A 23,544-nucleotide genomic window follows, 5' to 3' on the forward strand; every position below is an offset into this window, starting at 1 on the left:
CGACAGGGCCAACCCTACACTTCGGGCATCCAGTCAGTACGAGGTGCTCAACGTGAAGCGTCGCGCAAGCCATCCGCAATCCGTTCCGGTCCGCTATGGCTCGATGACGCTTTATGCTTCGGATGGCGAAGCATCGTGCGAGCTATACCGGCACGGCGATGTCGCGATCCTGCGTCAGTTCGCGGTCGATCCCGCATGGCAGGGGCGCGGCATCGGCACGTTACTGATCGCGTTCCATGACGCCGCAGATCGCGTATGCGGCCTGAAGCGATGCCGCATACGCCTCTGGCATACGGAAAGAAGAAGCGGAAGGAAAGCAGAATTGAAGCGCCCGATGCTTCGGCAACTATTGCAATATGCTGCGGCAAGTATTGCAACGGCGACAGCGGCCGCGCAATCCTCGACGCGGGACCCACGCAGCGTGGCCAGTTCGCATCGGGCGAGGCGTGAATTCACCGAACGCTGTATGCAGCCGTCAGCGTCGGATCACGCCCATCAGCAGGGTGACGAGGAAGATCACCAGGAAGATGAAGAACAACACCTTGGCGATTTCGGTTGCGCCCGCGGCAATGCCTCCAAAGCCGAACACCGCGGCGATGATGGCGATGATGAAGAAAATCACAGCGTATCGAAGCATGGTGCCTCCACCGGTGGATTGTTGAAATGACGTTTGAACGGCGCCCCGTTGCGTACGTCACGCGGCTTCACGGGTGAGATGCCGGCGAGCGGATTTCAGCAATAGATGTGCCATCGCTTGATTGCCGCCGACGTTCCAGCGATTCACGATCAGATAGCCGACGAGCGCCGCCCGCCAAGCGCAGCGGTCCGCCGCGCGCGGCGGCTGGCCCGTCGACGACATCGGCGGCCTCGCGCTGCGTCTGCCGGAGGTCGAGACGGGGCGCTATTCCGATGCCCAGGCGAAGGAGGCTGACCAGCAGTCGCTGCTGAAGTGGCCGATGCTCGCGCGGCTGATGAACCTCGTGCCGCGCGACGAAGCCGAAGCGCCCGCCGCGCGAGGCGAGCCGCAAGAATCCGCGCTGAAATCAGGCCCGCGTCGAACGCTCAACGCAATTGCGTGAACGCGAGCAGCAACACCATGCTGCCGATCGCGCCATCCAGCACGCGCCACGCAGTTGCGCGGCGAAACAGCGGCGCGAGCATGCGAGCGCCATAGCCGAGCGCGACGAACCACACCGCGCTGACCGTCATCGCGCCGAGCGCGAAGGCGACTCGCGCGCCTTCCGGTTCACGCGCGCCGGCCGTGCCGATCAACAGAAACGTGTCCAGATAGACGTGCGGGTTGAGCCACGTGAACGCAAGCGCCATCAGGATGATCGGCAGTGCGCGTTGCGCAGGCGGCGCCCGATCGCGGGACGCGCCGGCCGAGCCATCGAGCACCGCGTGTCCGGGCCGCACCGCGCGGCGCAGCGCGCTGATGCCGAACCAGGCGAGATACGCGAGCCCAACATAGAGCATCGCGTGCACGAAGCGCGGGAAACGCTCCATCAGCACCGCGGCGCCGCCGACGCCCGCGCCGATCAGAATGAAATCGGACAACGTACACAACAGCACGATCTTGCCGACATGCGAGCGCATGATGCCCTGCCGCAGCACGAACGCGTTCTGCGCGCCGATCGTAACGATCAGCGACGCGCACAGCGCCGCGCCATGGGAAAAAGACAACCAGTTCATAAATGGTCCGGAAAAAGGAAAGCAGCGGGGATAGACGGGAAAATCCAACAGCGCTAGTCTGCGGGTTGGCATCTCATAAGAGAAGCTAATTTGCTTAATGCCGATTAAGGAACGCTAATGCTCGACTACGCCTTGCTCGACGCGCTGGCCGCCGTGGTCCGCCACGGCTCGTTCGACCGTGCCGCGAGCGAGCTCAATATCACGCCGTCCGCGGTGTCGCAGCGGGTCAAGCTGCTCGAGGAGCGCGTCGGCAGCGTGCTCGTGAAGCGCGGGCAGCCGTGCGTCGCGACCACCTCGGGCGCGCTGCTATGCCGCCATACCGAACGCGTGCAACTGCTCGAAGCGGAGCTGAACGGCCGCATGCCGGCACTGCCCGGCGCGCTCGTCGAGCAGTGGCCGGCACTGCGCGTCGCGGTCAACGACGACAGCGTCGGCACCTGGTTCGTCGACGCGGTCGCGCCGTTCTGCGTCGAACGCGAAATGCTGCTCGACCTCGTGATCGACGACCAGGACTACACCGCGCAGCGCATTCGCGACGGCAGCGTGCAGGGCGCGATCACGACGCAGGCCGAACCGGTGCAGGGCTGTCGCTCGACGCGCCTCGGCCGCATGCGATACCTGGCGGTGTGCTCGCCGGCGTTTTTCGCGCGCTATTTCGCCGACGGCGTCACGCGCGACAGCCTGCGGCGCACGCCGTGCGTCGACTTCAATCCAAAGGATCAGCTGCAAAAGCGCTTCATGCGGCGCATTACGCGCGCGGAGCTCGATCCGCCGCTGCACTGGATTCCGCACGTCGCCGGTTTTTTGCGCGCGTGCGTGATGAGCCTCGGCTGGGGCATGTGTCCCGAGCGGATGATCGCCGGGCATCTGCAGCGCGGCGAACTGGTCGAGATCGCGCCGGGCAAGCATATCGACGTCGATCTGTACTGGCAGAGCTGGCGTCTGTCGATCGGCTGGCTCGACGATTTCAGCGCGATGCTTAGAAAGCGGGCGGGCGAGTTTCTCGATTGACCACGCGGCGGGCCGCATGAAAAACCGCGCCAGCCGTTACAGCAACAGCTCAATCGAATGAAACAGGCGGCGCTGTTCCGGGTCCTGCGAGCGCGCGCCTTCGTCGATCGTCTCGCGCAGGCAGTCGAGAAAGCAGGCGGCCGCCGGGCTCGTGGGCGCGCCACGCCGCGACGTGATGCTGATGATGGTTTCGTCCAGCGTTTCACGCAGCGGCAGCGCCCACAGGTTTTCCTTCGCGCGTATCACCTCGACGAGCGGCCACGGAAAGATGCTGACCATATCCGTGTGCGCGAGCAGGCCCAGCACGATCGCGAGCGAATGCGCGAGCACGATCGTGTGCGGCACCGGCATGCCGCGCTTGACGAACAGATTGTTCGACATCGACTCGCGGCTCGCCGGGTCCCAGTTCAGTATCCATTCCGCGTCTTGAAGGTCGAGCAACGTGCGGCAACCGGCCTTCGGATGGTCGCGCCGCGCGACCACCGCCGCATGCGTCGAAAAGAGCGGCGCGTTCTGAAACTCCGACTGCGGCGACGCGGGCGGCGGCCGACCGATCGAAAAATCGAGGCTGCCGTCGCGCAGACGCGGCTGCACGACCGCGAGCAGGCCTTCGAAAAATTCCAGTTGCACCTCCGGCATCCGCTCGCGAAAACGCCGCACGGCAGGCGGCAGAAAAGTCAGCGCGACCCACGGCGTGACGCCAATCGACAGCTTGCCGGCGGCGGCTCCGCGCAACGCCTCGATCTCGGCTTGCGCGCGCTGCAACTGGCCGAGCACGAGCCGCGCATGCACGACGAGCGCGCGGCCGAACTCGGTGAACGCGACACCGCTCGCGCTGCGCACGACGAGCGGCGCGTGCAGATCGGCTTCGAGCTCGCGCATCGCCTTGGTCACGGCGGCCGGGGAAAGCCCCAGCGAGCGGGCGGCCGCCCGGATACTTCCGGTATCGGCGATCGCCGCCAAGGTATTGAGCTGATGCAGTTTCATTCGAATGAGAGGCGAGACGGGGGCAACCAAGGGTTGGCACCGCAACGATTCTACGCCTGCCGCCCGAATATCGGCGCCGCTATGCTGGGTTCACGCTGACAGGGGCGCAACCAGTTGCATGGGATCGGACCAAGCGCTGAAGCGCCAGGTCCGATCGACAGGAGATGGCATGAACACGATGGTCATTCCGGCGGGCATCGCCGAAGTCGAACAGGAAATGATCGCGCTGCGACGCAGCATCCACGCGCATCCGGAGCTGGCCTACGAGGAGTTCGCAACCGGCGATCTGGTCGCCGACCGCCTGCGGGAGTGGGGCTACAGCGTCCATCGCGGCTTGGGGCAGACCGGCGTGGTCGGGCAACTGAAGCTCGGCCACGGCACGCGCCGGCTCGGCCTGCGCGCCGACATGGACGCGCTGCCGATCCACGAAACCACTGGCCTGCCGTACGCGAGCAAGCTGCCCGGCAAGATGCACGCATGCGGTCACGACGGCCATACGGCGATGCTGCTCGCCGCCGCCAGGCATCTGGCGCGCGAAAAAAGCTTCGACGGCACGCTGAACCTGATCTTCCAGCCGGCCGAGGAAGGGCTCGCCGGCGCGAAGAAAATGCTCGACGACGGCTTGTTCGAACAGTTTCCCTGCGACGCCGTGTTCGCGATGCACAACATGCCGGGCTTTCCTACGGCCAAGCTGGGCTTCATGCCGGGGTCGTTCATGGCGTCGTCGGATACGGTGATCATCAAGGTGATCGGCCGCGGCGGCCATGGCGCGGTGCCGCACAAGGCGGTCGATCCGGTCGTCGTGTGCGCGCAGATCGTGCTCGCGCTGCAGTCGATCGTGTCGCGCAACATCGCGCCGCTCGATATGGCGATCATCACGGTCGGCGCGATTCACGCGGGCGAAGCGCCGAACGTGATCCCCGAAACCGCCGAGATGCGCCTGTCGGTGCGCGCGCTGCGGCCCGAAGTGCGTGACCATCTGCAGCAGCGCATCACCGAGGTCGCGACCGGGCAGGCGACCGTGTTCGGCGCGCGTGCCGAGGTCGACTATCAGCGCCGCTACCCGGTGCTCGTCAACGATGCGGCCATGACCGCGCTCGCGCGCCAGGTCGCGCTCGACTGGCTGGGCGTCGACGGGCTGATTCACGACATGCAACCGCTGACCGGCAGCGAGGACTTCGCGTTCCTGCTCGAACGCTGCGCGGGCAGCTATCTGATCATCGGCAATGGCGACGGCGAGGGCGGTTGCATGGTCCACAACCCCGGCTACGACTTCAACGACGCTTGCCTCGCGACCGGCGCGGCCTACTGGACCAAGCTCGCGCAGACGTTCCTCGTTTGACGCGGCGGCGGCGCGCGAGCGCCTTGCCGTAGCAGCCACAAGATAATGACGGAGACACAGATGGACTATTCAGCCACACCGCGGTCCGCGAGCGCCAATGGGCTCGATGCGCTCGATGCGCAGCGCCTCGCCGGTGAACCTAAAAAGCGCGTCGGCCACGCGAAGGCGATCGCCGCGATCACGCTCGGCAACGGCCTCGAGTTTTTCGACTTCACGATTTACAGCTTCTTCGCGACGATCATCGGCAAGCTGTATTTCCCGGTCGAAGGTCAGCTCGTGCAGCTGATGCTCGCGGTAGGCACGTTCGGCGTCGGCTTCATCATGCGGCCGGTGGGCGGCATCGTGCTGGGCGGCTACGCGGACCGCGCCGGACGCAAGGCCGCGATGAGCCTGACGCTGTGGCTGATGACGCTCGGTTCCGCGATCATCGCGTTCGCGCCGACCTATGCGGCGATCGGCGTCGCGGCGCCGCTGCTCGTGATTCTCGCGCGGCTGATCCAGGGTTTCGCGCTGGGCGGCGAGGTGGGCGCTTCGACGGCGCTGCTGCTCGAATACGGCAGCGATCGCACGCGCGGCTTCTACGGCAGCTGGCAGTTCGTGAGCCAGGGGATGAACACGGTGGTGGGGTCGCTGCTCGGCGTTGCCCTGGCCGCGACGCTGTCGCCGGCCGCGCTCGAAAGCTGGGGCTGGCGCGTGCCGTTCGTGATCGGCATGGCGATGGGGCCGGTCGGCATCTATATCCGGCGGCATCTCGACGAGACGCTGCCGGGTGTTGAAGATGGCACGGCAGCGTCTGGCGGCACTGTTGCGCAGGCTGCTTCGGATACCGTTGCGAAGCCCGCTGCGCAAGTTCCGTCGCTACCTGTGCGCGACCTGTTCCGCGACCACGCGCGCTCGATCACGACCGGCGTGCTGACGACGATCGGCGGCACCGCGGCGAACTACATCGTGCTGTTCTACCTGTCGACGTACGCGATCCGCATCCTGCATCTGCCGATGGCGACCGCGCTGTGGGCCGCGTGGACCGGCGCGGTGGTCACGGTGATCTGCTCGCCGTTCGCGGGCGCGCTGTCGGATCGGGTCGGCCGCAAGCGCGTGCTGTGGGTATCGCGCGTGCTGCTGATTCTCGCCGTCTACCCGGCCTTCATGACGATCAACGCGTCGCCGACGGTGCCGGTGCTGCTTGCGGTGGTCGCGGGCCTCGCGCTGCTCGTCACGTTCACCGCGGTGCCCAATATCGTGATGCTGCCCGAACTGTTTCCGCGCGCGATCCGCGCGACCGGCATGTCGATCGTGTACTGCCTCGGCGTGTCGGTCTTCGGCGGCTTCGCGCAGTTTTTCGCGACCTGGCTGATCCAGATTTCGGGCAGCAATCTCGCGCCGGCGTGGTATCTGATCGGTTGCAGCGTCGTGTCGTTGCTGCCGTTGCCGTTCATGCGAGAGACCGCGGGTAGGGCGATCGATTGACGTGATGGCGATCGGGGTCCGCTGAAAAAAGAGGCGCGATCTTTTTGATCGCGCCTCTTTTGCCATTTGCCCTGCTTCACGCTGACTATCGGATCTTGATGACAACCTTACCCTTGGTACGTCCGGTTTCGACATAAGCCAAAGCCTGCTGGGTCGACTCAAACGGAAAGACCCGATCGATGACGGGTCGTATCGCTCGCGCGTCGATCAGTGCGGCAATCCGGCTGAGCTGTTCTCCGCTGGCCCGCATAAAGAGAAATGTATAGCTGACGTCATGACGTTTCGCGGCCTTCCTGATGCGATAACTCAGAAAGCGCATCACCGTTTTCAGGAACCACGACGCACCGATCTCTTTCGCAAATTCGGCATCAGGCGGACCGGCGATCCCAATGAGCTTGCCGCCGGCCTTGAGCACACGCAGCGGCTTCTCGAGCGCATTGCCGCCTTGCGTATCCAGTACCAGGTCGTAGTCCTTCAGGATGGTCGCAAAGTCGTCTTTCGTGTAATCGATGACGATATCCGCACCGAGTTGCTTCACCAGTTCGATATTCCGCGCGCTCGCTGTTGTCGCGACGGTCGCGCCCACATGCTTCGCCAGTTGAATGGCGAAGCTGCCGACACCGCCCGAGCCGGCATGTATCAGCACTTTCTGCCCTTTCTTCAATTGCCCTTTTTCGATCAGCGCCTGCCAGGCGGTCAATCCCACCAGCGGGATTGAAGCCGCTTCCTCCATCGTGAGCGCTGTCGGCTTGAGGGCCACGCCATCCTCTTTGACCGCAATGAATTCCGCGAAAGTGCCGATGCGATCCTTGTGCGGGCGCGCGTAGACCTCGTCGCCGGGCTTGAATCGCCGCACGCGCGAGCCGACGCGCACGACAACCCCGGCCAGATCGTTGCCCAAAATCAGCGGCAAACGATAGGGCAAAATGAGCTTGAACTCTCCGTCTCTGATTTTGGCATCGAGCGGGTTCACGCCCGCGGCGTGGATCTGGATCAATACGTCGTCCTCGCGCGGCTCTGGAGCCGGCATATCGTCGGATCGTAAGCCATTCTTGCGTCCATATCGATCGACGACGAATGCTTGCATCATGGTTCCTTGTCAGTGGCTCGTTAAGTCTGGTTGTTTCGCTGGCAATAGCACGGATGCAGAGCCTTTGAACAGGGAGGAGACAGTCACGTCGTCTACGTTGCCAGCCGCAGATCTTTGCGGATACCGGCGTCCACCAGTCCAGCGGGCGCAAATCTGCGCAGCAATCGCAGACGGGCGGCGAGTCCGCCAGCGGTATAGCGGAGTTTCGGACGAGCCGCGATGGCGGCCTGCAGTACGGTTTCGGCCACGACCTCGGGACCGTCGGCGCCCTCGACCACTTCCTTCACCCGCTTGTCCACGGCCGAGCGCACCTCGCGGTATTCGTCGAGAGGGGCGTCGGGCGCGATGAAGTTCGCGTCGAAAGGCGTCTTGATGTAGGCAGGTTCAATGACCGATACGCGGATGCCCAGCGTACGCAACTCATGGTCGAGCGACTCCGAATAACCTTCCACCGCGTGCTTGGTGGCGGAATACAGCGCCATATAGGGCATTGGCAGAAAACCGAGCACGGAACCGATGTTGATGATGCGGCCGCTGCGTTGTCGCCGCATATGAGGCACGACAGCACGCGTCATGCGGATGATCCCGAAGAAGTTCGTATCGAAGATCGTACGTGCCTGGTCGATCGAACTCTCTTCCGCGGCGGCAGGGGCGACGCCGAAACCGGCATTGTTCACCAGCAGGTCGATGCGGCCCTGCAGGCGCAGCACTTCGCTGACGGCGGCTGCAACGGATGCATCGCTGGTCACATCGAGCGGCAGCATGTCGAACGACTGTTGGCCGGCTCGTTGGCCGCGCCGACTGGTGCCGTAGACCTTGTATCCGGCCTTCGCAAGCCGCTTTGCCGTGGCTTCGCCGATTCCTGACGAGGCGCCCGTCACGAGCGCTATTTTGGTTTGCATGATGTTCTTCCCAAGATGTCTTTGCGTGGGTGGTTGAGCATTCGTTTCACTCAAATATGATGACAGTCATATTTGCGGTCCAACGAAAACCGGCACAGGGCCGGCGTATTTACGCATCAGTCGGTGCGAGTTTTTTCAATGCCGCTTCAAGAAAACTCTCCGATAGTTTGGGGTCGTCGACGGCACGCGCCATCACCATCGTGCCAACCATTGTGGCGACCATCAAAAGCGCCTGTTCGTGCGCGCCTGGCTGACCCCAATCGGGCAATTGGCGCGCAACGACATCGATCATCTCCTTGATGCGGCGGGTGGCCGCGCGCCGTACGGCCGGCGCCTGGCGCGGCATCTCCGAGCCGAGGGCAGAGATCGGGCAACCTGTCTCGATGCTCTCGCAATGCTCCTTCGACAGATAGGCGCGCATCATCGCCGGCAACGCCTGTTCCGGCGGCACGGACGCGGCGATACGCTCCGACAGCGCCACGGATTCAGCTCCGGCGCGGTCAGCGGCTTCGGCAAGCAGCACCTCGCGCGACGGGAAATGGGCATAGAAGCCGCCATGCGTCAGACCTGCCTCCTTCATGATGTCAGCCACGCCCGTGCCGTCGTAGCCGCTGCGCCGAATCGCGCGTGCGGCGACCTCGACGATGCGCTCATGCGTGATTTCCTTGCGGCTGGCTGGCTTCCGGGTGATGGGTGGATTTTTCATGATGACTATCATATATCATTCCGGCGGGATTTGCAGGGGCCATCCAGAGACCGACGGTTCAGGCGGTAACCGCTAGAATTGCGGCTTTAGCCCGGAATACGCCAATGTCTTTTGCCTCGCTTGGCCTGATCGATCCCTTGCTGCGCAATGTGCAGGACCTCAATTACCAGACACCTACGCCGGTGCAGGCCAAGGCGATTCCTGCTGTGCTCAGTGGCAAGGACGTCATGGCTGGGGCACAGACCGGCACTGGCAAAACGGCGGGTTTTGCGCTGCCGCTGTTGCAACGGCTGGTGCAACACGGCCCTGCGGTGTCCAGCAACCGCGCGCGTGTTCTGGTGCTGGTGCCCACGCGTGAACTGGCTGAACAAGTGCTGCAAAGCTTTATCGCTTACGGCAAAGGCCTCGACTTACGATTTCTGGCCGCCTACGGCGGTGTGAGTATCAACCCGCAGATGATGAAGTTGCGCAAAGGCGTGGACGTGCTCGTCGCCACGCCGGGCCGTTTGCTAGATCTCCATCGCCAGAACGCAGTGCAGTTTGATCAGGTACAAACGCTGGTGCTGGATGAAGCCGACCGCATGCTGGATCTGGGCTTTGCGCGCGAGCTCAACGCCGTCTTTGCTGCCTTGCCCGCTCAGCGCCAGACCCTGCTGTTCTCTGCCACGTTTACCGATGAGATCCGCGCCATGGCGGCGGGCATTCTGCGCGGCCCGGTCAATATCAGCGTCAGCCCGCCCAATGCCACGGCCAGCAAGATCAAGCAGTGGGTGGTGCCGGTGGATAAAAAGAACAAGCCCGACCTCTTCATGCATCTTGTGGCTGAGAACGACTGGAAGCACGCGCTGGTGTTCGTCAAAACCCGCAATGGCGTGGATTACCTGGCGGCCATGCTGGATGAAGCGGGCTATGCGGTCGACACCATCCACGGCGACAAACCGCAACCCGCGCGCCTGCGTGCGCTGGAGCGCTTCAAGACGGGCGAAGTACATATGCTGGTCGCTACCGATGTGGCTGCGCGCGGGCTGGATATCGACGATCTGCCGCTGGTGATCAACGTTGATCTGCCGATCGTGGCGCAAGACTATGTGCACCGTATTGGCCGTACCGGTCGAGCGGGCGCCAGCGGCGTGGCGGTGTCCCTTGTGTGCGCCGATGAAGCCCCGCAACTGGCCGCGATTGAAGCGCTGATCCGGCAAACGCTGCGCCGTGAAGAAGAGCCGGGTTTTGAAGCCGAACACCGCGTGCCGCAAACTAGCGCGACGGGCCAGATCATCAAGAAACCCAAAAAGCCTAAGAAGCCCGAAGTGCCGCAAGCTGCGCCGGGCGCCATGCAGGTGCTCAGCAAAAAACCGCGCCCGCAAAGTGGCGAAAACAAACGCAAGCCTGCAGCGCAACGCGCTGTGGCCGCGGGTAAAGGCACAAGCTTGTCCAGCGGTAGCCCGTTCAGCGTGCAAAAGCCACGCAGCAAACCGGCCAGCAAGCCAGTTGCGGGTTCACGTAAGCCGGCTGGCAAACCCGCTGGTGACCGCGGCAAACGCCAACCCTGATCCGTGTGTGACGGCAACGCACACGCCATTCCATCTCGCATCATCCGACCTTAGCGAATTCCGCGTTTGATCAACGGAATGAGCGAGTCGATCGTCGCAGGTGTTTGGACACCCGCGCCGGTGTTGATGGTCAGTCCCGCGAAATGATAGGCAGCCGAGAGCACGCATTGCGTGACCGGCAGGAAGCCTTGCAGATAAAGTTGCTGGTCGAGCGTCGCGGTAATGTATTTGCTCTGCAGCCCCGAAATCGTGGCCGGTGCCAGATCGATGCCACCAATGATGATTTGCCCCGGCTTCTTGCCAGCCTGCTGGAGCGCCTGCGGAATGAACCCGGTTACACCGCCGTGCTGAGTCCCAATCGCCTTCAGATTAGGGTGCGCCTGGATAAAGGCGACCAGGATCGGCACGGCGAGCGATGAATCGGAATCCACCTGAGGTGAGATATTGAGCCTGGTCACCTTTACGCCGGCCTTCTCCAGCGTTTCGGCAAGACCACGGTCAGACTGACTGCGCACACTCTCGTTGAACACACCGTATTCCAGCGCCTCGTCGCCCTTCTTGATCCCAGCGTTGAGCATCGCCTGCGCGGTGATCTGCCCGCCGACGTAGAGTTCGACGCCGGCGTAGCCGAAGCCCTTCGCGTCGTAAAGTTTCTGGTTCTCGGGTAGCGGTGTGTTGCCGACGGTAACGATGATGCCCTGGTCTACCGCCTGCTTGATCAGTGGCGCGAAGGCTGGATCGCCCGGATGGCCCATGATGCCGATGCACGTCGGATGCGCCGCCATCGCCTGGCGAAACTGCGCAAGCATTGTCTCCGGGCTCCAGGCCGAGAACTGCTCGATCACCTTGATGCCTAAGGCATGCCCCGCGTCCGCAGCCCCGGTCTGACGTGGCAGCGTCGCGCCGTCGCCAGGGTTTCCGCCCATCTGCATATACATTGTCATACCGGCGCCGAGCGGCCCCGTCGTGGTCGGCTCAGTGGCAGCGGCCGTCTGCGCGAGGCCAAACGCGAGAATACTCGCCCCCAGGAGGGATCCCGTCATGATCTTGATCATTTCTGCTCCTTTCTCCTGATTTAACGGCTTTATCGCCCCCCAAGCCTGAATCTTTCGCGCAACACGCGCAGCTTGGCGGGATTCTCTACCAACAGATGCAGCGTCACAGCGACGATGAACACCACCCCTTCGATCGCCTGTACCCAGAAGCCGGCGATACCTGTCGCAACGATTCCGGCCTCCAGCATGCCTATCACGAAAGTGCCGAAGAAGGTACCCACGATCGTCGCCGTGCCACCAAACACCGAGGTTCCGCCGATGAACACGCCGGCCAGCGCCGGCAGCAGATAGCCCTGCCCCTGGGTTGAAAAATAGTTCAGATTCTCGAGCGTGAGCAGCACCGTGGCGAAACCGGCCAGCACACCCATCAGCGTGAACAATTTCACCGTCTCACGCACGACATTGATGCCCACGACCTTCGCCACGTTTCGGTTGTCTCCGATGAACAGCAGGTGCTCGCCAAAACGGTGACGATTGAGGATGAACCACATGAACACTGCGAGCCCGAGCGCCCAGAGCGCTTGCATCGGGATCACACCGAACAACGTGCCCGCGAATACTGCATAGGCTGAACCGTTGGCGAGCTCCTGTAGCGCATTGGAGAGCCCGCCGGACAGGATCGAAGCAACCCCAGCCCAGAGGAACTGCGTGCCGATTGTCACGATGATCGAAGGCACACCGACCACCGCGACCAGCACCCCGTTCACCACGCCGACCAGCGCGCCGCCCGCCAATGCCGCGATCCCGGCTAACCAGGCTGATCCGGTGGTGTTCACGCACCAGGCGAACAGGAAGCCCGAGAATGCCATCACGGAGGGGAAGGACAGATCAATTTCCCCCGCCGCAACCACCAGAGTGAGCCCGATCGCCAACACCGCCAGCGGTGGCACGGTGGTCAGGAAGGAGAAGTAGATTGGCCAGCCTAAAAAGACGCGCGGTGCGGTTGCCATGAACAGGCCGACCACCAACGCGAACACGACCAGGCTCGGCACTCCCTCGATGCGTGCAAAATCCGGCAGGCGAAAACGCACCAGCCGCGCCGGCTGTTCGTCTTTTATCGGATCACTCACGTCCTTGCCCCGCAGCCGGCGCCGGCCCGTGCCCGCTCTGCTGTAGCGAAATCAAGAACCGGGTGAGTTCCTCGAGGCTCATCTCACCCGACTTCATATCCGCGACGATCCGGCCACGATCGAGCACGACGAGCCGATCGGCGAGCTCGTGCACATGGGCGAGGTTATGTTCGATGTAGATGCAGGCGCGGCCGGACTCCTTGATCGACCGTACGAAGTCGAGAACCTTACGTACCTCGCTAATGGCAAGCGCAACCGTTGGTTCATCGAGAATGATCAGATCGCTGTCGAAATACATCGCCCGTCCGATCGCGATGCCCTGGCGCTCGCCACCGGAGAGTTTCGCAATCAGCGAATCCGCGTCGATCCCCACGCCGCGGAAACCGAGCTGGCGCTTCAAAATATCGTTGGCAATGCGCCGCTGTTCGGCAACTTTGATGAAGCCGAACCGGTTGGTGATCTGCCGGCCGACAAAAAAATTACGCCACAGCGGCTGCTTCTCGCCCAGCGATTTTTCCTGATAGACCGTCTCGAAGCGCAGTCGGTGCGCCTCGCGCACCGAAAAGCGGTTCCAGTCGACCTCCTTGTCCCGGATGAACAGCTTGCCCGTGCTCGGCCGCACGACACCAGTCAGTACCTTGATGAGCGTCGACTTACCCGCGCCGTTATCGCCGATCAGGCCGACGATCTCGTTCCGCCCAATGGCCAGATCGATGCCGGACAGCGCCCGTATCTTGCCGTAGGACAGGCTGATACCTTGGGCGCGCACGATATGCTGATAGGCGCACGTACCGGGCGCTGGCTGGTTCGGCATCACGCCACGCTCCAGCTCGAATGACCCACAGCGATGTTGTGAACGACGACAGCCATAGATCTTTCCCCTTTGCTTATCGATCGCCGCATCAACTTACATTGGAAGTGTCCCTGAAATTTAGCAAGCCTTAGAGTCCAGTTCAAGAATCGCTTACGAGACCGTTTATATTTCATCGGGAAAATATTAGTCCTGGGCACTTGAACAACGCACAACCTGAGGGATAGAAGAAGCGCGTCAGAAGGGTCCCCACAGGACGAGCGGCCACAAACGCCCGGTCAAAAAGGCGCAAAAAGCAGAGGTATCGGCATGCATCCGCCACTCCAGCGGCTATTCTTCAGACGCTTCGACTAACGCGTTTCAGGTCGGCTCTGCGGGTCGTCGTCAGCCATTCCGCGCCCCACGCGGAAAGGGGGGTGTATGTCACGTCCAGAACTACCTCGGCCCGCGCGACGCGCACTGCGTCGTCGGCAGTCAGCCGGACGCCGGTGGCTCGTCATCGGCAGCGCGCTCACCGGACTGTGCTTTGCCCATGCGACGCTCGCGGCGGGCAAACTTCCACAAGGCGGCACTTACGTGGCCGGCACGGGCGCAATAGCAAGCCAGGCCAACGGCCTCGTGATCACGCAACCGGGTTCGACGCGCGGCGTGATCGAGTGGAACAGTTTTTCGATCGGCAGGAACAACAGTGTGACGTTCGACAACGGCTCGGGCGCGACGCTGAACCGCGTGACGGGCGGCTCGCCGTCCGCCATCTTCGGCAGGCTCAGTGCAACGGGGAGTCTGTATGTGATCAATCCGCAAGGCATCGTCGTGGGGCCATCGGGCGTGATCAGCACCGGTGGCCGTTTCGTCGCGTCAACGCTCGATGTCTGCAACGACGCGTTCATGCAGGGCGGTGGTTCCCTTACGTTGTCGGGCGACCCGAACGCAAGCGTGATCAACCTGGGCAAGATCAGTTCGAGCAGCGGCGATGTGTTCCTGATTGCGCGACACGCCGTGATCAACGCGGGCACTATCACAGCGCCCAACGGTACGGCCGAACTGGCTGCAGGCGAACAGGTGTTGTTACAGGATTCGGGCAGCAGCAGACAGGTGTTCGTGCAGACGGGCGGCCAGGGTACCGTGGTCAACAAAGGGCGCATAAACGCCGCGCAGATCAGCCTGCAGGCCGCCGATGGGAACGTCTATGCGCTTGCTGGCGGCGGCACGCGCATCCGCGCGACGGGCACGGCGGATCGTGACGGTCACGTGTGGCTCGTCGCCGATGGCGGCCGTGTCAGTCAACTCGGCAAGATCTCCGCGAGCAACGCGGATGGCAGCGGCGGAACGGTCGACACGCAAGCGGCACAACTCGCATTCGGCAGGCATGCAGCCGTTCACGCGGGCCAATGGAACCTGTTGACACCCACATTCACAATCGATAGTGCGGCCACCCGGGCGTTGCAGCAGAGCCTGAATTCGGGCACATCGGTCGCGGTCACGACGACGGGCGTCAATGGCGCAACGGGCGACCTGAGCATTGCATCCAGCCTTATCTGGGAGGGAGCGGCTTCGCTGACGCTTGCCGCGTACCACAACGTCTCAGTGACGACGGGCACGACGATAGCGAACCGCGGTACCGGCAATCTGACCGTGCGCGCCGACGCAACGGGCAGCGACAATGGAGGCAGCATCGCGAATAACGGCATCATCGACTGGTCGGCAAGCACGGGTATCGTCAGTGCGCTGTACGACATCGGGGGCAACTACAGCGCGGGAACCATTCTGTTGAATCAGGCGTGGACGGCGCCACCTGACAGCGGTCTCGTCACGCAGTCGACCGCCTATGAACTTATCAACTCGCTCGCCGACCTCCAGAAAATCAACCAGGACCTTTCGGGCATCTACGCGCTAGGCAAGGACGTGGATGCAACGCCGCCGTCGGGCACGTTCAATGCGCCGATTGGCGCTTTCCCAGCGAGTCCTTTCACCGGACAGTTCGATGGCATGGGCCATACGATATCCAACCTCAAGATTCAGGCATCACCGTCGGACATCGACCCGGGCGTAGGTTTGTTTTCCGCCATAGGATCTGGCGGTGTCGTACGCGACCTGACGGTGCAAGGCGAGGTCAGTGGCACGGCTAACGCCGGCTACTATGGGATTCTGGCCGGCCTGTTGGAAACTGGGCTCAACACCAGCACCATTGCGTCCGTCCACACCAGTGGTACGGTCGCGGTCGAGAACGCTCAAGAGGCGGGCGGCCTCGTCGGCTGGTCCGATGGCACTATCACACGGTCCTCCAGCAATGCTGACGTGTCGTCGTCTCAAGGTTTCTCCGATGGTGGACTCGTCGGCTACAACGGGGGAGTCATCAGGCAGTCTTTCGCATCGGGGAGCGTTGTGGGCACTTCGGCCTATGCCGGCGGGCTGGCCGGTCAAAACGCAGGAACGATCACGCAGTCGTACGCGACGGGTGCAGTCAGCGCGACTGATGCAGCCGCGGGAGCGCTAGTGGGAGTGAATCTATATAGCAGTGTTGAGCAATCATTTGCCACTGGCAGCGTTCAAGGGCAGGGAGGCGGAGGTGGCATCGCGGGCTTCAACTACGGGCCAGTGACCATAAGCAGCGACGTGTTCTGGAATACACAGACGACCGGCGCCACCGTCGCTGTAGTGAGTGTGGCTCATGGCGCCCAGGTTGGCAACGCCCAGGGCCTGACCACCGCTCAGATGAGCAACCCCGTCAGCTTCGGTCCCACATACGACTTCGGACCTGGCGGGGTATGGGCCATGCCCGCCGGAGCAACGCACCCCGTGCTGCGGTGGCAACTGGGTCAGTAGATGGCGAAGGCTTGTCGACAGGGTGGAACTCGACACGACGCAGATGCTGTCGTGAAAATCATTTGGGCGGGACAACTCCGGGAGGTCGGCGATGAATTGCTCCATTCGCGCGAGGCTTATCCAGTCTGCCTGGATCATCCTTCTGGCCATGCCCTGTGCGGCATGGGCGCAATCGCAAACGATAGTCACGATCGCTGGCACTGGGGCGCAAGGGTAGAGAATCAGCGGCCCAACGCGCTGGCTAGCCAGGCGATGCATCGCGGGCCCCAGCACTTCGTTGTGCATTTTTGCGGCGCCACGTCGAAACGCTGCAGCCGAAGCGGCCGTTGAACCAGCGGGAAAACGCGCTCAGCGATGAGAAGCCTACCAGCGTAGCCACTTCAGACAGCGGCCGGTCGCCGCTACTGACATACCGCATCACCTGTTCAACCCGCACCGCATCGACAATCGACAGAAAGCTGTCACCCTGACGGGCGAGGTGGCGATTCACGGTCGTGCGATCCACGCCCAGATGCTGCGCGATCCGGTCGGCCGAGCAGGTGCCAGACGGCAAAAGCGCAATGACCAGTTTCCTGACCTTGTCGGACATGGTTGCGTTGGACTGAAGCAGCATCGAATCCAGATACTGGCGCACCTGCTGCGCCATGACCGGATCGTAAGCTGGAATCGCGGCGTCGAGATCCGCTGCGAGGCACACGATGCCGTCGAAATCCTGGTTGAACTCAACGGGCGCGCCAAATACACGCGCATGCATGGCGAGGCTGGCTGGAGCGCTGTACGTGAGACAGATGGTGCGCGGCTTCCAGGCGGCGCCCAGCACCAGGCCCAGCGTCCGGTACAGGACGCCCAGTATCAACTCCGTTGCCTGGCGCATCGAGCCAGGCATGCCGCCCATGAGGTCTTCGCGGATGATGGCGAGTCCTGCCGTTTCCTCGACGCGCATCACCACCGCTTCGTTCTGCAGGCGCAGATAGTGCGCCATCGATTCGAGCGCGCGGCGCAACGTCGGCTGTTCCCGCATCGCGAAACCGAGAGGGCCAAGGTTGGAGAGGTGGCGGGTCTCGGCCATGCGCAGCGCGAAATCCTCGACGGCAGCGGCCCGGGCGGAGGTTTCCAGCAACCGCGCCACTGCCTCGGCCGGAATCATGATGTCGGGGTTCAGCAACGCGGAACGGTCAATGCCGGCATCACTTAACTGCTGGTAAGGATCAAGGCCCACCGATCGGGCCACTTCGACGTAACTGGTCAGGGAGGCACTGCGAAGCAGATAGGACATATGGTTTTCCCTCGTGCATCAAAATGTAAATTTTTTGCCTCAATCTGTCAAACCGCTATTTGCCAGTATCCGATACTTGCCTCCAGAGACGCGTGATGACCAACGCGTACGGAATTCGAGAAGTTCGAGAGGAGGCGAAACAATGAGCAATGAGACGAGCCGCAGCGCGACCCCGGTCTGCGATCAGCTGCGCGCAACCGGCAACTGGAATCCCGCCTGGGATGCGATTGCAGAACTCGATCCTGTCTGGGCCGAGAAATTCATGGCGATGGGCATGCACACCGTGATGTCGGGTGTGCTGGAACCGAAGGTGTTGGAGTTCCTCGCCATCGCGGTCGACGCGTCCTGCACTCATATGTATGCGCCGGGCACACGCCGTCACATCCGCCGCGCGCTCGAACTGGGCGCCACCAGGGAAGAAATCGCTGCGGTCTTACAGGCGGTCAGCGTCCTCGGCATTCATTCCTCCAGTCTCGGCGCGCCGATCCTGCTGGAAGAACTGGCCGCCTTCGAGAAGGCAAACGTCGACGCTGCGCAGGCCGTTGCCTGACGTCAGCGCCGTCACTTCATTAATTTTCAAAGAGGAACACAGACCATGCATTTCCTTGACGACTCCCTGCTGCCTGAAAACCAGGAAAAACTCGTGATCCAGGTGGCGCCCTATGGGCCGCAATGGATCCCCGGCGATTCGGACGATATCCCGGTCACGATGGACGAGCAGGTGCAGAAGGCCGTCGACTGCTACAACGCAGGCGCGACTGTGCTGCACGTGCACGTGCGCGAGGAGGACGGCAAGGGCAGCAAGCGCCTGTCGAAGTTCAACGACATGCTTGCCCGTCTGCGCGATGCGGTGCCGAAGATGGTGCTGCAGGTCGGCGGCTCGATCTCATTCGCGCCGGAGAATGAAGGCGAAGCGGCCCAATGGCAAAACGATGACACACGTCACATGCTCGCGGAGTTGAACCCCCGTCCGGATCAGGTCACCGTCGCAATCAACACCAGCCAGATGAACGTGATGGAGTTGATGACCGAGGCCGACATCGCGGGTACCTCGCTCATGAACCCGGCGCTGCAGGCTGCCTATCGCGACATGATCGTGCCGTCCAATCCCTCATGGCACGTCGAACACATCAGGCGTCTCGTCGCCAACGGCATCCAGCCGCAGTTCATGCTGGGGAATCTGACGCAACTCGAAACGGTCGAGCGTCTGATTCGCAACGGTGCGTATAGCGGTCCGCTGAATATCAATTACGTGGCAATTGGCGGCGGCGCGGCCGGGTTGCATCCCGCCGACATGATCGAGTTTGCCCGCCGCACCCCGGAGGGCGCGGTGCTTACGTTCGAAACGCTGAACCGGAACGTGGTGCCGATGAATACGCTGGCGATTGCGCTGGGCCTGCATGTACGGGTCGGTATCGAAGACACGCTGTTCGGCCCGAACGGCGAGCGGGCGACTTCAGTGCAGCAGATCGAGCAGATGGTGCGCATTGCGCGCGAGCTCAATCGCGACATCGCGAGCGGCGAGGATGCCCACCGCATCTACCAGATCGGCACCCGGTGGGGTTCGGTCGACGAGACGCTGGACAACCTGCGCATGGTACCTAATCGCACGTCCGGCCGGCGCGACGTGCCGGCACGCAAGGTCGCCTGAGCGGGGATAACGGGGCGCAACGCGGCAGCGTATGGCGTTGCGCCTCGCTCTGAACCCTCTCAGGCATGGAGACAGATGATGTTCTGGAAGAAAAGCCCCTCTGCGGTTCTGGCATCGCTACTGGTGATCCACCTGCTGGCCCACATCGACCGCAATATGTTGCTCGGTTTCTCGCCGCAGATCATTAAAGACCTGGCACTCAGCAACACGCAATACGGCTTTCTGGTCGGCGCGGTATGGGTGCTGAGCTTCGGCGTGATGGCGATGTTCATGGGCACCCTTGCGGACCGCTTCAGCCGCACCCGGGTCATCGCCGCCGGCGTGCTGATCTGGAGCGCCTGCACGCTGGCCTCGGGCCATGCCCAGAGCTTTGAGCAGATGGTGGTGGCGCGCTTTTTCGTTGCCAGCGGCGAGGCGGCGCTGGTACCTGCCGCGGTGGCCCTGCTGGCTGAACTCTTCTCGGAGAAGCGACGAGGCACGGCAATGGGGCTGTTCTTCATGGGGATACCCATGGGCGTCGGCTGCAGTTTCCTGCTCGCCGGCAGCTTTGGCGCCACGCATGGCTGGCGGACCACGTTCTATGTCCTTGGCATCATCGGCGTCGCCGTTGCCTTGCCGCTCGCGCTGCTCAAGGAAGACCGTAGCCAGCTCGCACCGCAGGAACGCGGCGCACCGTTCGTAGCCCAGGCGCTCGCGGTGTTGCGCACCGTCGGCAGCAACCGTGCGCTGGGCTTCGTGATCGTTGGTTTCGTACTGGTACACCTCGTTTTTGCCAGCTTTTCCTTCTCGCAGTTGTGGCTCGTCAACGAGCGCGGCATGAACGCGGCTGGCATTGCCACCAGGATCGGCGCGCTACAACTGGTGTTCGGCACGCTGGGCGCGGTGATGGGTGGCGTCATGGGCGATCGTGTGGCGAGCAAACTGCGCGGCGGACACGCCAGCTTCATGGCGCTCCTTGTCGTGATCTGCGCACCGTTGATGCTGGCCTGTCGTTTCGTCCCGGTCAGTTCGCCGCTGTTCTACATCGGCATGTGCGCGGGATTCTTCCTGCCGCTGGCGGTGTACGGCCCGGGGGCGGCGGCGATCATGAGCATGGCACCCCAGAAGATGCGCTCGACGATCTTCGGTTTCACGATGCTCTCGATCAACGTATTCGCCCTTGCCATCGGCACCGTGGTCATCGGGATGGCCGCCGACCATTTCATCAAGGCTGGCGCCACCGCTCCGCTGACGGGTGTCCTGATCGCCACTGACGTGCTGACGATCAGTTCAGCGCTGTTTTTCGCCCTCGCGGCGCGCGCCTCGCGCAGGCAGCGTGCGCTCGCGCTGCACAACATACAACCTGTGAGGTAATGGACATGCAAGACCAACGTCGGAATCTGGAAGGGCGTGTCGCCCTCGTCACCGGTGCCGGTCGCGGGATGGGCGGTGCCATCGCCGTGGATCTGGCGCGCGCCGGTGCACGGGTCGCGATCTGCGATATCGACATGCCGGCCCTCGAAGAAACGCGCGCTGCCGTGGAAGCGGCCGGCGCGCCGTGTCTGGCGCTGCGCTGCGACGTCTCGTCCAGCAGCGAAGTCGCCAACCTGTTCGCCGCGATCGTCGAGCGTTTTGGGACGTTGCACGTTCTCGTCAACAACGCCGCGCTCGTGCCGAACACGCCGATCGATACGGCGCGCCGCAACAGGCATTACGCCTATCTCACCACGCCCGTGCAGCGGCAATCGCTGGCTTTCACCAGCAGCATCAGCGACGAGGAGTGGCATCGTTACTGGGACGTCAACGTGCACGGCCTCTTTTACTGCACCCGCGAAGCGCTCAGGCTGATGCAGCCGCAGCGCGACGGCAGGATCATCAACATCGCGTCGATTGCGGGCATCTCGGCCATGAGCGCCCATAGCCCGCACTACAGCGCCACCAAGGGCGCGGTGGTTGCCTTCACGAAGTCGGTCGCAGCCGAAGTCGCGGGTGCCAATATCTTCGTCAACGCGATGGCGCCAGGGGGGGTGGCCACTCCCGAATTCACGGAATACTTCGAAGCCGCCGGTGAGGAAAGGCGCAACCAGTTCTGGCAAGTGGTGCCAGCCGGACGCCTGGGCACGATGGAGGAATACGCCTCGACGGTGACCTATCTGGCCGGCGACCACTACCTGGTCGGCCAGGTGATCAGCCCGAATGGCGGCGTGGTGATATGACCGGATGCGCCGCGTGACCTGAAGCGATCACGCCTGAAAATCCTTGCATCGACCTCTTCAGCATCTGCCATAACAATCAGTTCTGCGAATAGGATTGTGAACGCTTCTGGAGATCGGCTTTGACAAAAGACGACTGACCGGCGGTAAAAGACCGCAGGTGCCCAATGGCTCGAATGCTGCCGTGGGCGATGTCGGCTCGTGACTCTGCATTAAAGAATGGACGGACGAAATGAACGGTTTGATGCTGCAAAAGCAGTTGCTGATTTCCTCGCTGATCGTGCATGCCGATCGCCATCATGGGGATACGGAGATCGTGTCGCGGCGGGTAGAGGGTGACATCCATCGCTACACCTTCCGCGACTGTCACCGGCGCGCGCGACAGATGGCCAATGCGCTCACGAGTCTGGGCATCAGGCCGTCCGACCGTGTCGGCACCCTCGCCTGGAACGGCTATCGCCACATGGAGCTGTACTACGGCATATCCGGCATGGGCGCAGTGATGCATACGATCAATCCGCGCCTGCACGCAGACCAGATCGCCTACATCGTCGACCATGCGGAAGATCAGGTCCTGTTCTTCGATCTGACGTTCCTGCCGCTGGTCAAGGCCATTGCCGGCCGCTGCAAGACTGTCAAGGCGTTTATCGCGATGACCGACCTCGCGCATATGCCGCTGGATACCGGCATTGCCAACCTGCTGTGCTACGAAGATCTGCTCGAGCGCAGCTCGTCGACCTACGTGTGGCCGAATTTTGACGAGGATACCGCCTGTGCGCTGTGCTACACGTCCGGTACCACCGGCAACCCGAAGGGCGTCCTCTACTCGCATCGCTCGTCGCTGCTTCACACCTTCGCTGCCGCACTGCCGGATGCGCTGAACTGCTCGGCGCGCGACGTGATCCTGCCGGTCGTGCCGATGTTCCATGTCAATGCGTGGGGCATTCCGTATGTCGCGTGCATGGTCGGGGCCAAGCTGGTTTTCCCCGGCCCCGGGTTGGACGGCCAAGCGCTCTACGAGCTCGTCGAAGCCGAGCAGGTCACCTTCGCGGCTGGTGTGCCGACAGTATGGCAAGGCCTGCTGACCTGGCTCGAGCAAGGTGGCCTGAACTTCTCGACCCTGAAGCGCACCGTCATTGGCGGCGCAGCCTGCCCGCCCGCAATGCTTCACACGTTCCAGGATGGGTATGGCGTGGAGGTCCTGCACGCATGGGGCATGACCGAACTGAGTCCGCTCGGGACCATCGGCGCGTTGAAAGCAAGGCACCTCGCACTGGGTCCGGAAGACCGTTGCGCCCTGCAATCCAAACAGGGGCGCGCGGTATTTGGCGTCGATATGAAGATCCTCGGTGAGAACGGCCAGGAACTGCCATGGGACGGCGTGAGCTCGGGCGATCTGCTGGTGCGTGGCCCATGGGTGGTGCGCAACTACTTCCGCAATGAAGGTGGCAACCCGCTGCGGATCGATGCCGACGCGCATGGCTGGTTCCCGACCGGCGATATCGCGACCATCGACGCCGACGGCTTCATGCAGATCACCGATCGCAGCAAGGACGTGATCAAGTCCGGCGGCGAGTGGATCAGCTCGATCGAGATCGAGAACCTCGCAGCCGCGCATCCCGCGATAGCGAGCGCGGCCTGCATTGCGGCGAAGCATATGAAGTGGGACGAGCGGCCACTGCTTGTCGCCGTGAAACAGCCCGGTGCACAGGTCACAGCCGAAGAATTGCTGGCGTTCTTCGAAGGAAAGATCGCGAAATGGTGGACGCCGGATGCAGTCGTATTTGTCGATGCGGTGCCGCTTGGCGCTACCGGCAAGGTGCTGAAGAACCAGCTGCGCGAAGCGTTTCAGGACTATCTGTTGCCGACTTAAGGAAGCAGGTGGCCTGGCGTGTTGAGTATTGAACGTACGTCTT

General features: G+C 62.8%; 21 protein-coding genes. 10 read left to right on the forward strand and 11 right to left on the reverse strand.

Annotated elements, in window-relative coordinates; genetic code table 11:
* Positions 1–475: 475 nt before the first annotated feature.
* From F6X37_RS15800 to F6X37_RS15810, 3 genes are all read right to left on the reverse strand, one after another.
* The gene (locus F6X37_RS15800; RefSeq protein ID WP_013089029.1) at positions 476–637 is read right to left on the reverse strand and encodes a DUF1328 domain-containing protein; all 162 of its coding nucleotides are present in this window, start codon (positions 635–637) and stop codon (positions 476–478) included.
* A gap of 57 nt (positions 638–694) precedes the next feature.
* Positions 695–859: a hypothetical protein gene (locus F6X37_RS15805; RefSeq protein ID WP_184062126.1), complete on the reverse strand. Its 165-nt coding sequence runs from the start codon at positions 857–859 to the stop codon at positions 695–697.
* 203 nt (positions 860–1,062) lie between these two features.
* Positions 1,063–1,692, reverse strand: a complete 630-nt coding sequence (locus tag F6X37_RS15810; protein WP_187611979.1) for a LysE/ArgO family amino acid transporter — start codon at positions 1,690–1,692, stop codon at positions 1,063–1,065.
* 117 nt (positions 1,693–1,809) lie between these two features.
* Here F6X37_RS15810 and F6X37_RS15815 point away from each other — a divergent pair, with 117 nt between their 5' ends.
* The gene (locus F6X37_RS15815; RefSeq protein WP_187611980.1) at positions 1,810–2,703 is read left to right on the forward strand and encodes a LysR family transcriptional regulator ArgP; all 894 of its coding nucleotides are present in this window, start codon (positions 1,810–1,812) and stop codon (positions 2,701–2,703) included.
* A 36-nt stretch (positions 2,704–2,739) separates the two neighbouring features.
* Here the strand turns inward: F6X37_RS15815 and F6X37_RS15820 are convergent, their stop codons facing one another.
* Positions 2,740–3,690 (reverse strand): LysR substrate-binding domain-containing protein, encoded by a 951-nt coding sequence (locus F6X37_RS15820; protein WP_184032685.1) that lies wholly within the window; start codon positions 3,688–3,690, stop codon positions 2,740–2,742.
* Positions 3,691–3,859: 169 nt separating this feature from the next.
* Between F6X37_RS15820 and F6X37_RS15825 the strand changes: the two genes are divergently transcribed.
* Together F6X37_RS15825 and F6X37_RS15830 are read left to right on the forward strand one after the other, a co-directional pair.
* Positions 3,860–5,032 carry a M20 aminoacylase family protein gene (locus F6X37_RS15825; protein ID WP_187611981.1) on the forward strand — a complete coding sequence of 391 codons (1,173 nt, stop codon included), beginning with the start codon at positions 3,860–3,862 and terminating at the stop codon, positions 5,030–5,032.
* Between the two features lie 60 nt (positions 5,033–5,092).
* A complete protein-coding gene (locus F6X37_RS15830) occupies positions 5,093–6,499 on the forward strand; it encodes an MFS transporter (RefSeq protein WP_187611982.1) in 1,407 nt (468 codons plus the stop codon).
* Positions 6,500–6,584: 85 nt separating this feature from the next.
* Here the strand turns inward: F6X37_RS15830 and F6X37_RS15835 are convergent, their stop codons facing one another.
* The 3 genes from F6X37_RS15835 to F6X37_RS15845 all read right to left on the reverse strand — a co-directional run bounded on the left by F6X37_RS15835 (position 6,585) and on the right by F6X37_RS15845 (position 9,209).
* The gene (locus F6X37_RS15835; RefSeq protein WP_187611983.1) at positions 6,585–7,586 is read right to left on the reverse strand and encodes an NADP-dependent oxidoreductase; all 1,002 of its coding nucleotides are present in this window, start codon (positions 7,584–7,586) and stop codon (positions 6,585–6,587) included.
* Between the two features lie 95 nt (positions 7,587–7,681).
* Positions 7,682–8,491, reverse strand: coding sequence for an oxidoreductase (locus F6X37_RS15840; RefSeq protein WP_184044334.1), 810 nt, complete (start codon positions 8,489–8,491; stop codon positions 7,682–7,684).
* 109 nt (positions 8,492–8,600) lie between these two features.
* A complete protein-coding gene (locus tag F6X37_RS15845) occupies positions 8,601–9,209 on the reverse strand; it encodes a TetR/AcrR family transcriptional regulator (RefSeq protein ID WP_187611984.1) in 609 nt (202 codons plus the stop codon).
* A gap of 92 nt (positions 9,210–9,301) precedes the next feature.
* On the opposite strand from F6X37_RS15845, the gene F6X37_RS15850 reads away from it, so the two are divergent.
* Positions 9,302–10,747, forward strand: coding sequence for a DEAD/DEAH box helicase (locus F6X37_RS15850; protein ID WP_187611985.1), 1,446 nt, complete (start codon positions 9,302–9,304; stop codon positions 10,745–10,747).
* Between the two features lie 50 nt (positions 10,748–10,797).
* Here F6X37_RS15850 and F6X37_RS15855 read toward each other — a convergent pair whose 3' ends face one another.
* The 3 genes from F6X37_RS15855 to F6X37_RS15865 are packed head-to-tail and all read right to left on the reverse strand — an operon-like array spanning position 10,798 to position 13,686.
* Positions 10,798–11,802 (reverse strand): substrate-binding domain-containing protein, encoded by a 1,005-nt coding sequence (locus tag F6X37_RS15855; protein WP_187611986.1) that lies wholly within the window; start codon positions 11,800–11,802, stop codon positions 10,798–10,800.
* Between the two features lie 29 nt (positions 11,803–11,831).
* Complete coding sequence (locus F6X37_RS15860) at positions 11,832–12,872, reverse strand: ABC transporter permease (protein ID WP_311734821.1); 1,041 nt, start codon at positions 12,870–12,872, stop codon at positions 11,832–11,834.
* Complete coding sequence (locus F6X37_RS15865) at positions 12,865–13,686, reverse strand: ATP-binding cassette domain-containing protein (RefSeq protein ID WP_187612040.1); 822 nt, start codon at positions 13,684–13,686, stop codon at positions 12,865–12,867. Before F6X37_RS15865 ends, F6X37_RS15860 begins: the two co-directional genes overlap by 8 nt.
* A gap of 417 nt (positions 13,687–14,103) precedes the next feature.
* On the opposite strand from F6X37_RS15865, the gene F6X37_RS15870 reads away from it, so the two are divergent.
* On the forward strand, positions 14,104–16,509 hold the full coding sequence (locus F6X37_RS15870) for a filamentous hemagglutinin N-terminal domain-containing protein (RefSeq protein WP_187611987.1): 2,406 nt from the start codon (positions 14,104–14,106) through the stop codon (positions 16,507–16,509).
* Between the two features lie 241 nt (positions 16,510–16,750).
* On the opposite strand, the gene F6X37_RS15875 is transcribed toward F6X37_RS15870, so the two are convergent.
* A complete protein-coding gene (locus F6X37_RS15875) occupies positions 16,751–17,785 on the reverse strand; it encodes an AraC family transcriptional regulator (RefSeq protein WP_187611988.1) in 1,035 nt (344 codons plus the stop codon).
* Positions 17,786–17,927: 142 nt separating this feature from the next.
* Here F6X37_RS15875 and F6X37_RS15880 point away from each other — a divergent pair, with 142 nt between their 5' ends.
* From F6X37_RS15880 to F6X37_RS15900, 5 genes are all read left to right on the forward strand, one after another.
* The gene (locus F6X37_RS15880) at positions 17,928–18,335 is read left to right on the forward strand and encodes a carboxymuconolactone decarboxylase family protein (protein ID WP_187611989.1); all 408 of its coding nucleotides are present in this window, start codon (positions 17,928–17,930) and stop codon (positions 18,333–18,335) included.
* Positions 18,336–18,380: 45 nt separating this feature from the next.
* A complete protein-coding gene (locus F6X37_RS15885) occupies positions 18,381–19,436 on the forward strand; it encodes a 3-keto-5-aminohexanoate cleavage protein (protein WP_187611990.1) in 1,056 nt (351 codons plus the stop codon).
* Between the two features lie 75 nt (positions 19,437–19,511).
* Positions 19,512–20,789, forward strand: a complete 1,278-nt coding sequence (locus F6X37_RS15890) for an MFS transporter (protein WP_262419940.1) — start codon at positions 19,512–19,514, stop codon at positions 20,787–20,789.
* Between the two features lie 5 nt (positions 20,790–20,794).
* Positions 20,795–21,631, forward strand: coding sequence for an SDR family NAD(P)-dependent oxidoreductase (locus tag F6X37_RS15895; protein ID WP_187611991.1), 837 nt, complete (start codon positions 20,795–20,797; stop codon positions 21,629–21,631).
* Positions 21,632–21,860: 229 nt separating this feature from the next.
* Positions 21,861–23,501, forward strand: a complete 1,641-nt coding sequence (locus F6X37_RS15900; protein ID WP_187611992.1) for a 3-(methylthio)propionyl-CoA ligase — start codon at positions 21,861–21,863, stop codon at positions 23,499–23,501.
* The last annotated feature ends 43 nt before the right edge of the window (positions 23,502–23,544 follow it).

It is taken from the genome of Paraburkholderia sp. 31.1, from assembly GCF_014397645.1.
GTDB lineage: Bacteria > Pseudomonadota > Gammaproteobacteria > Burkholderiales > Burkholderiaceae > Paraburkholderia > Paraburkholderia tuberum.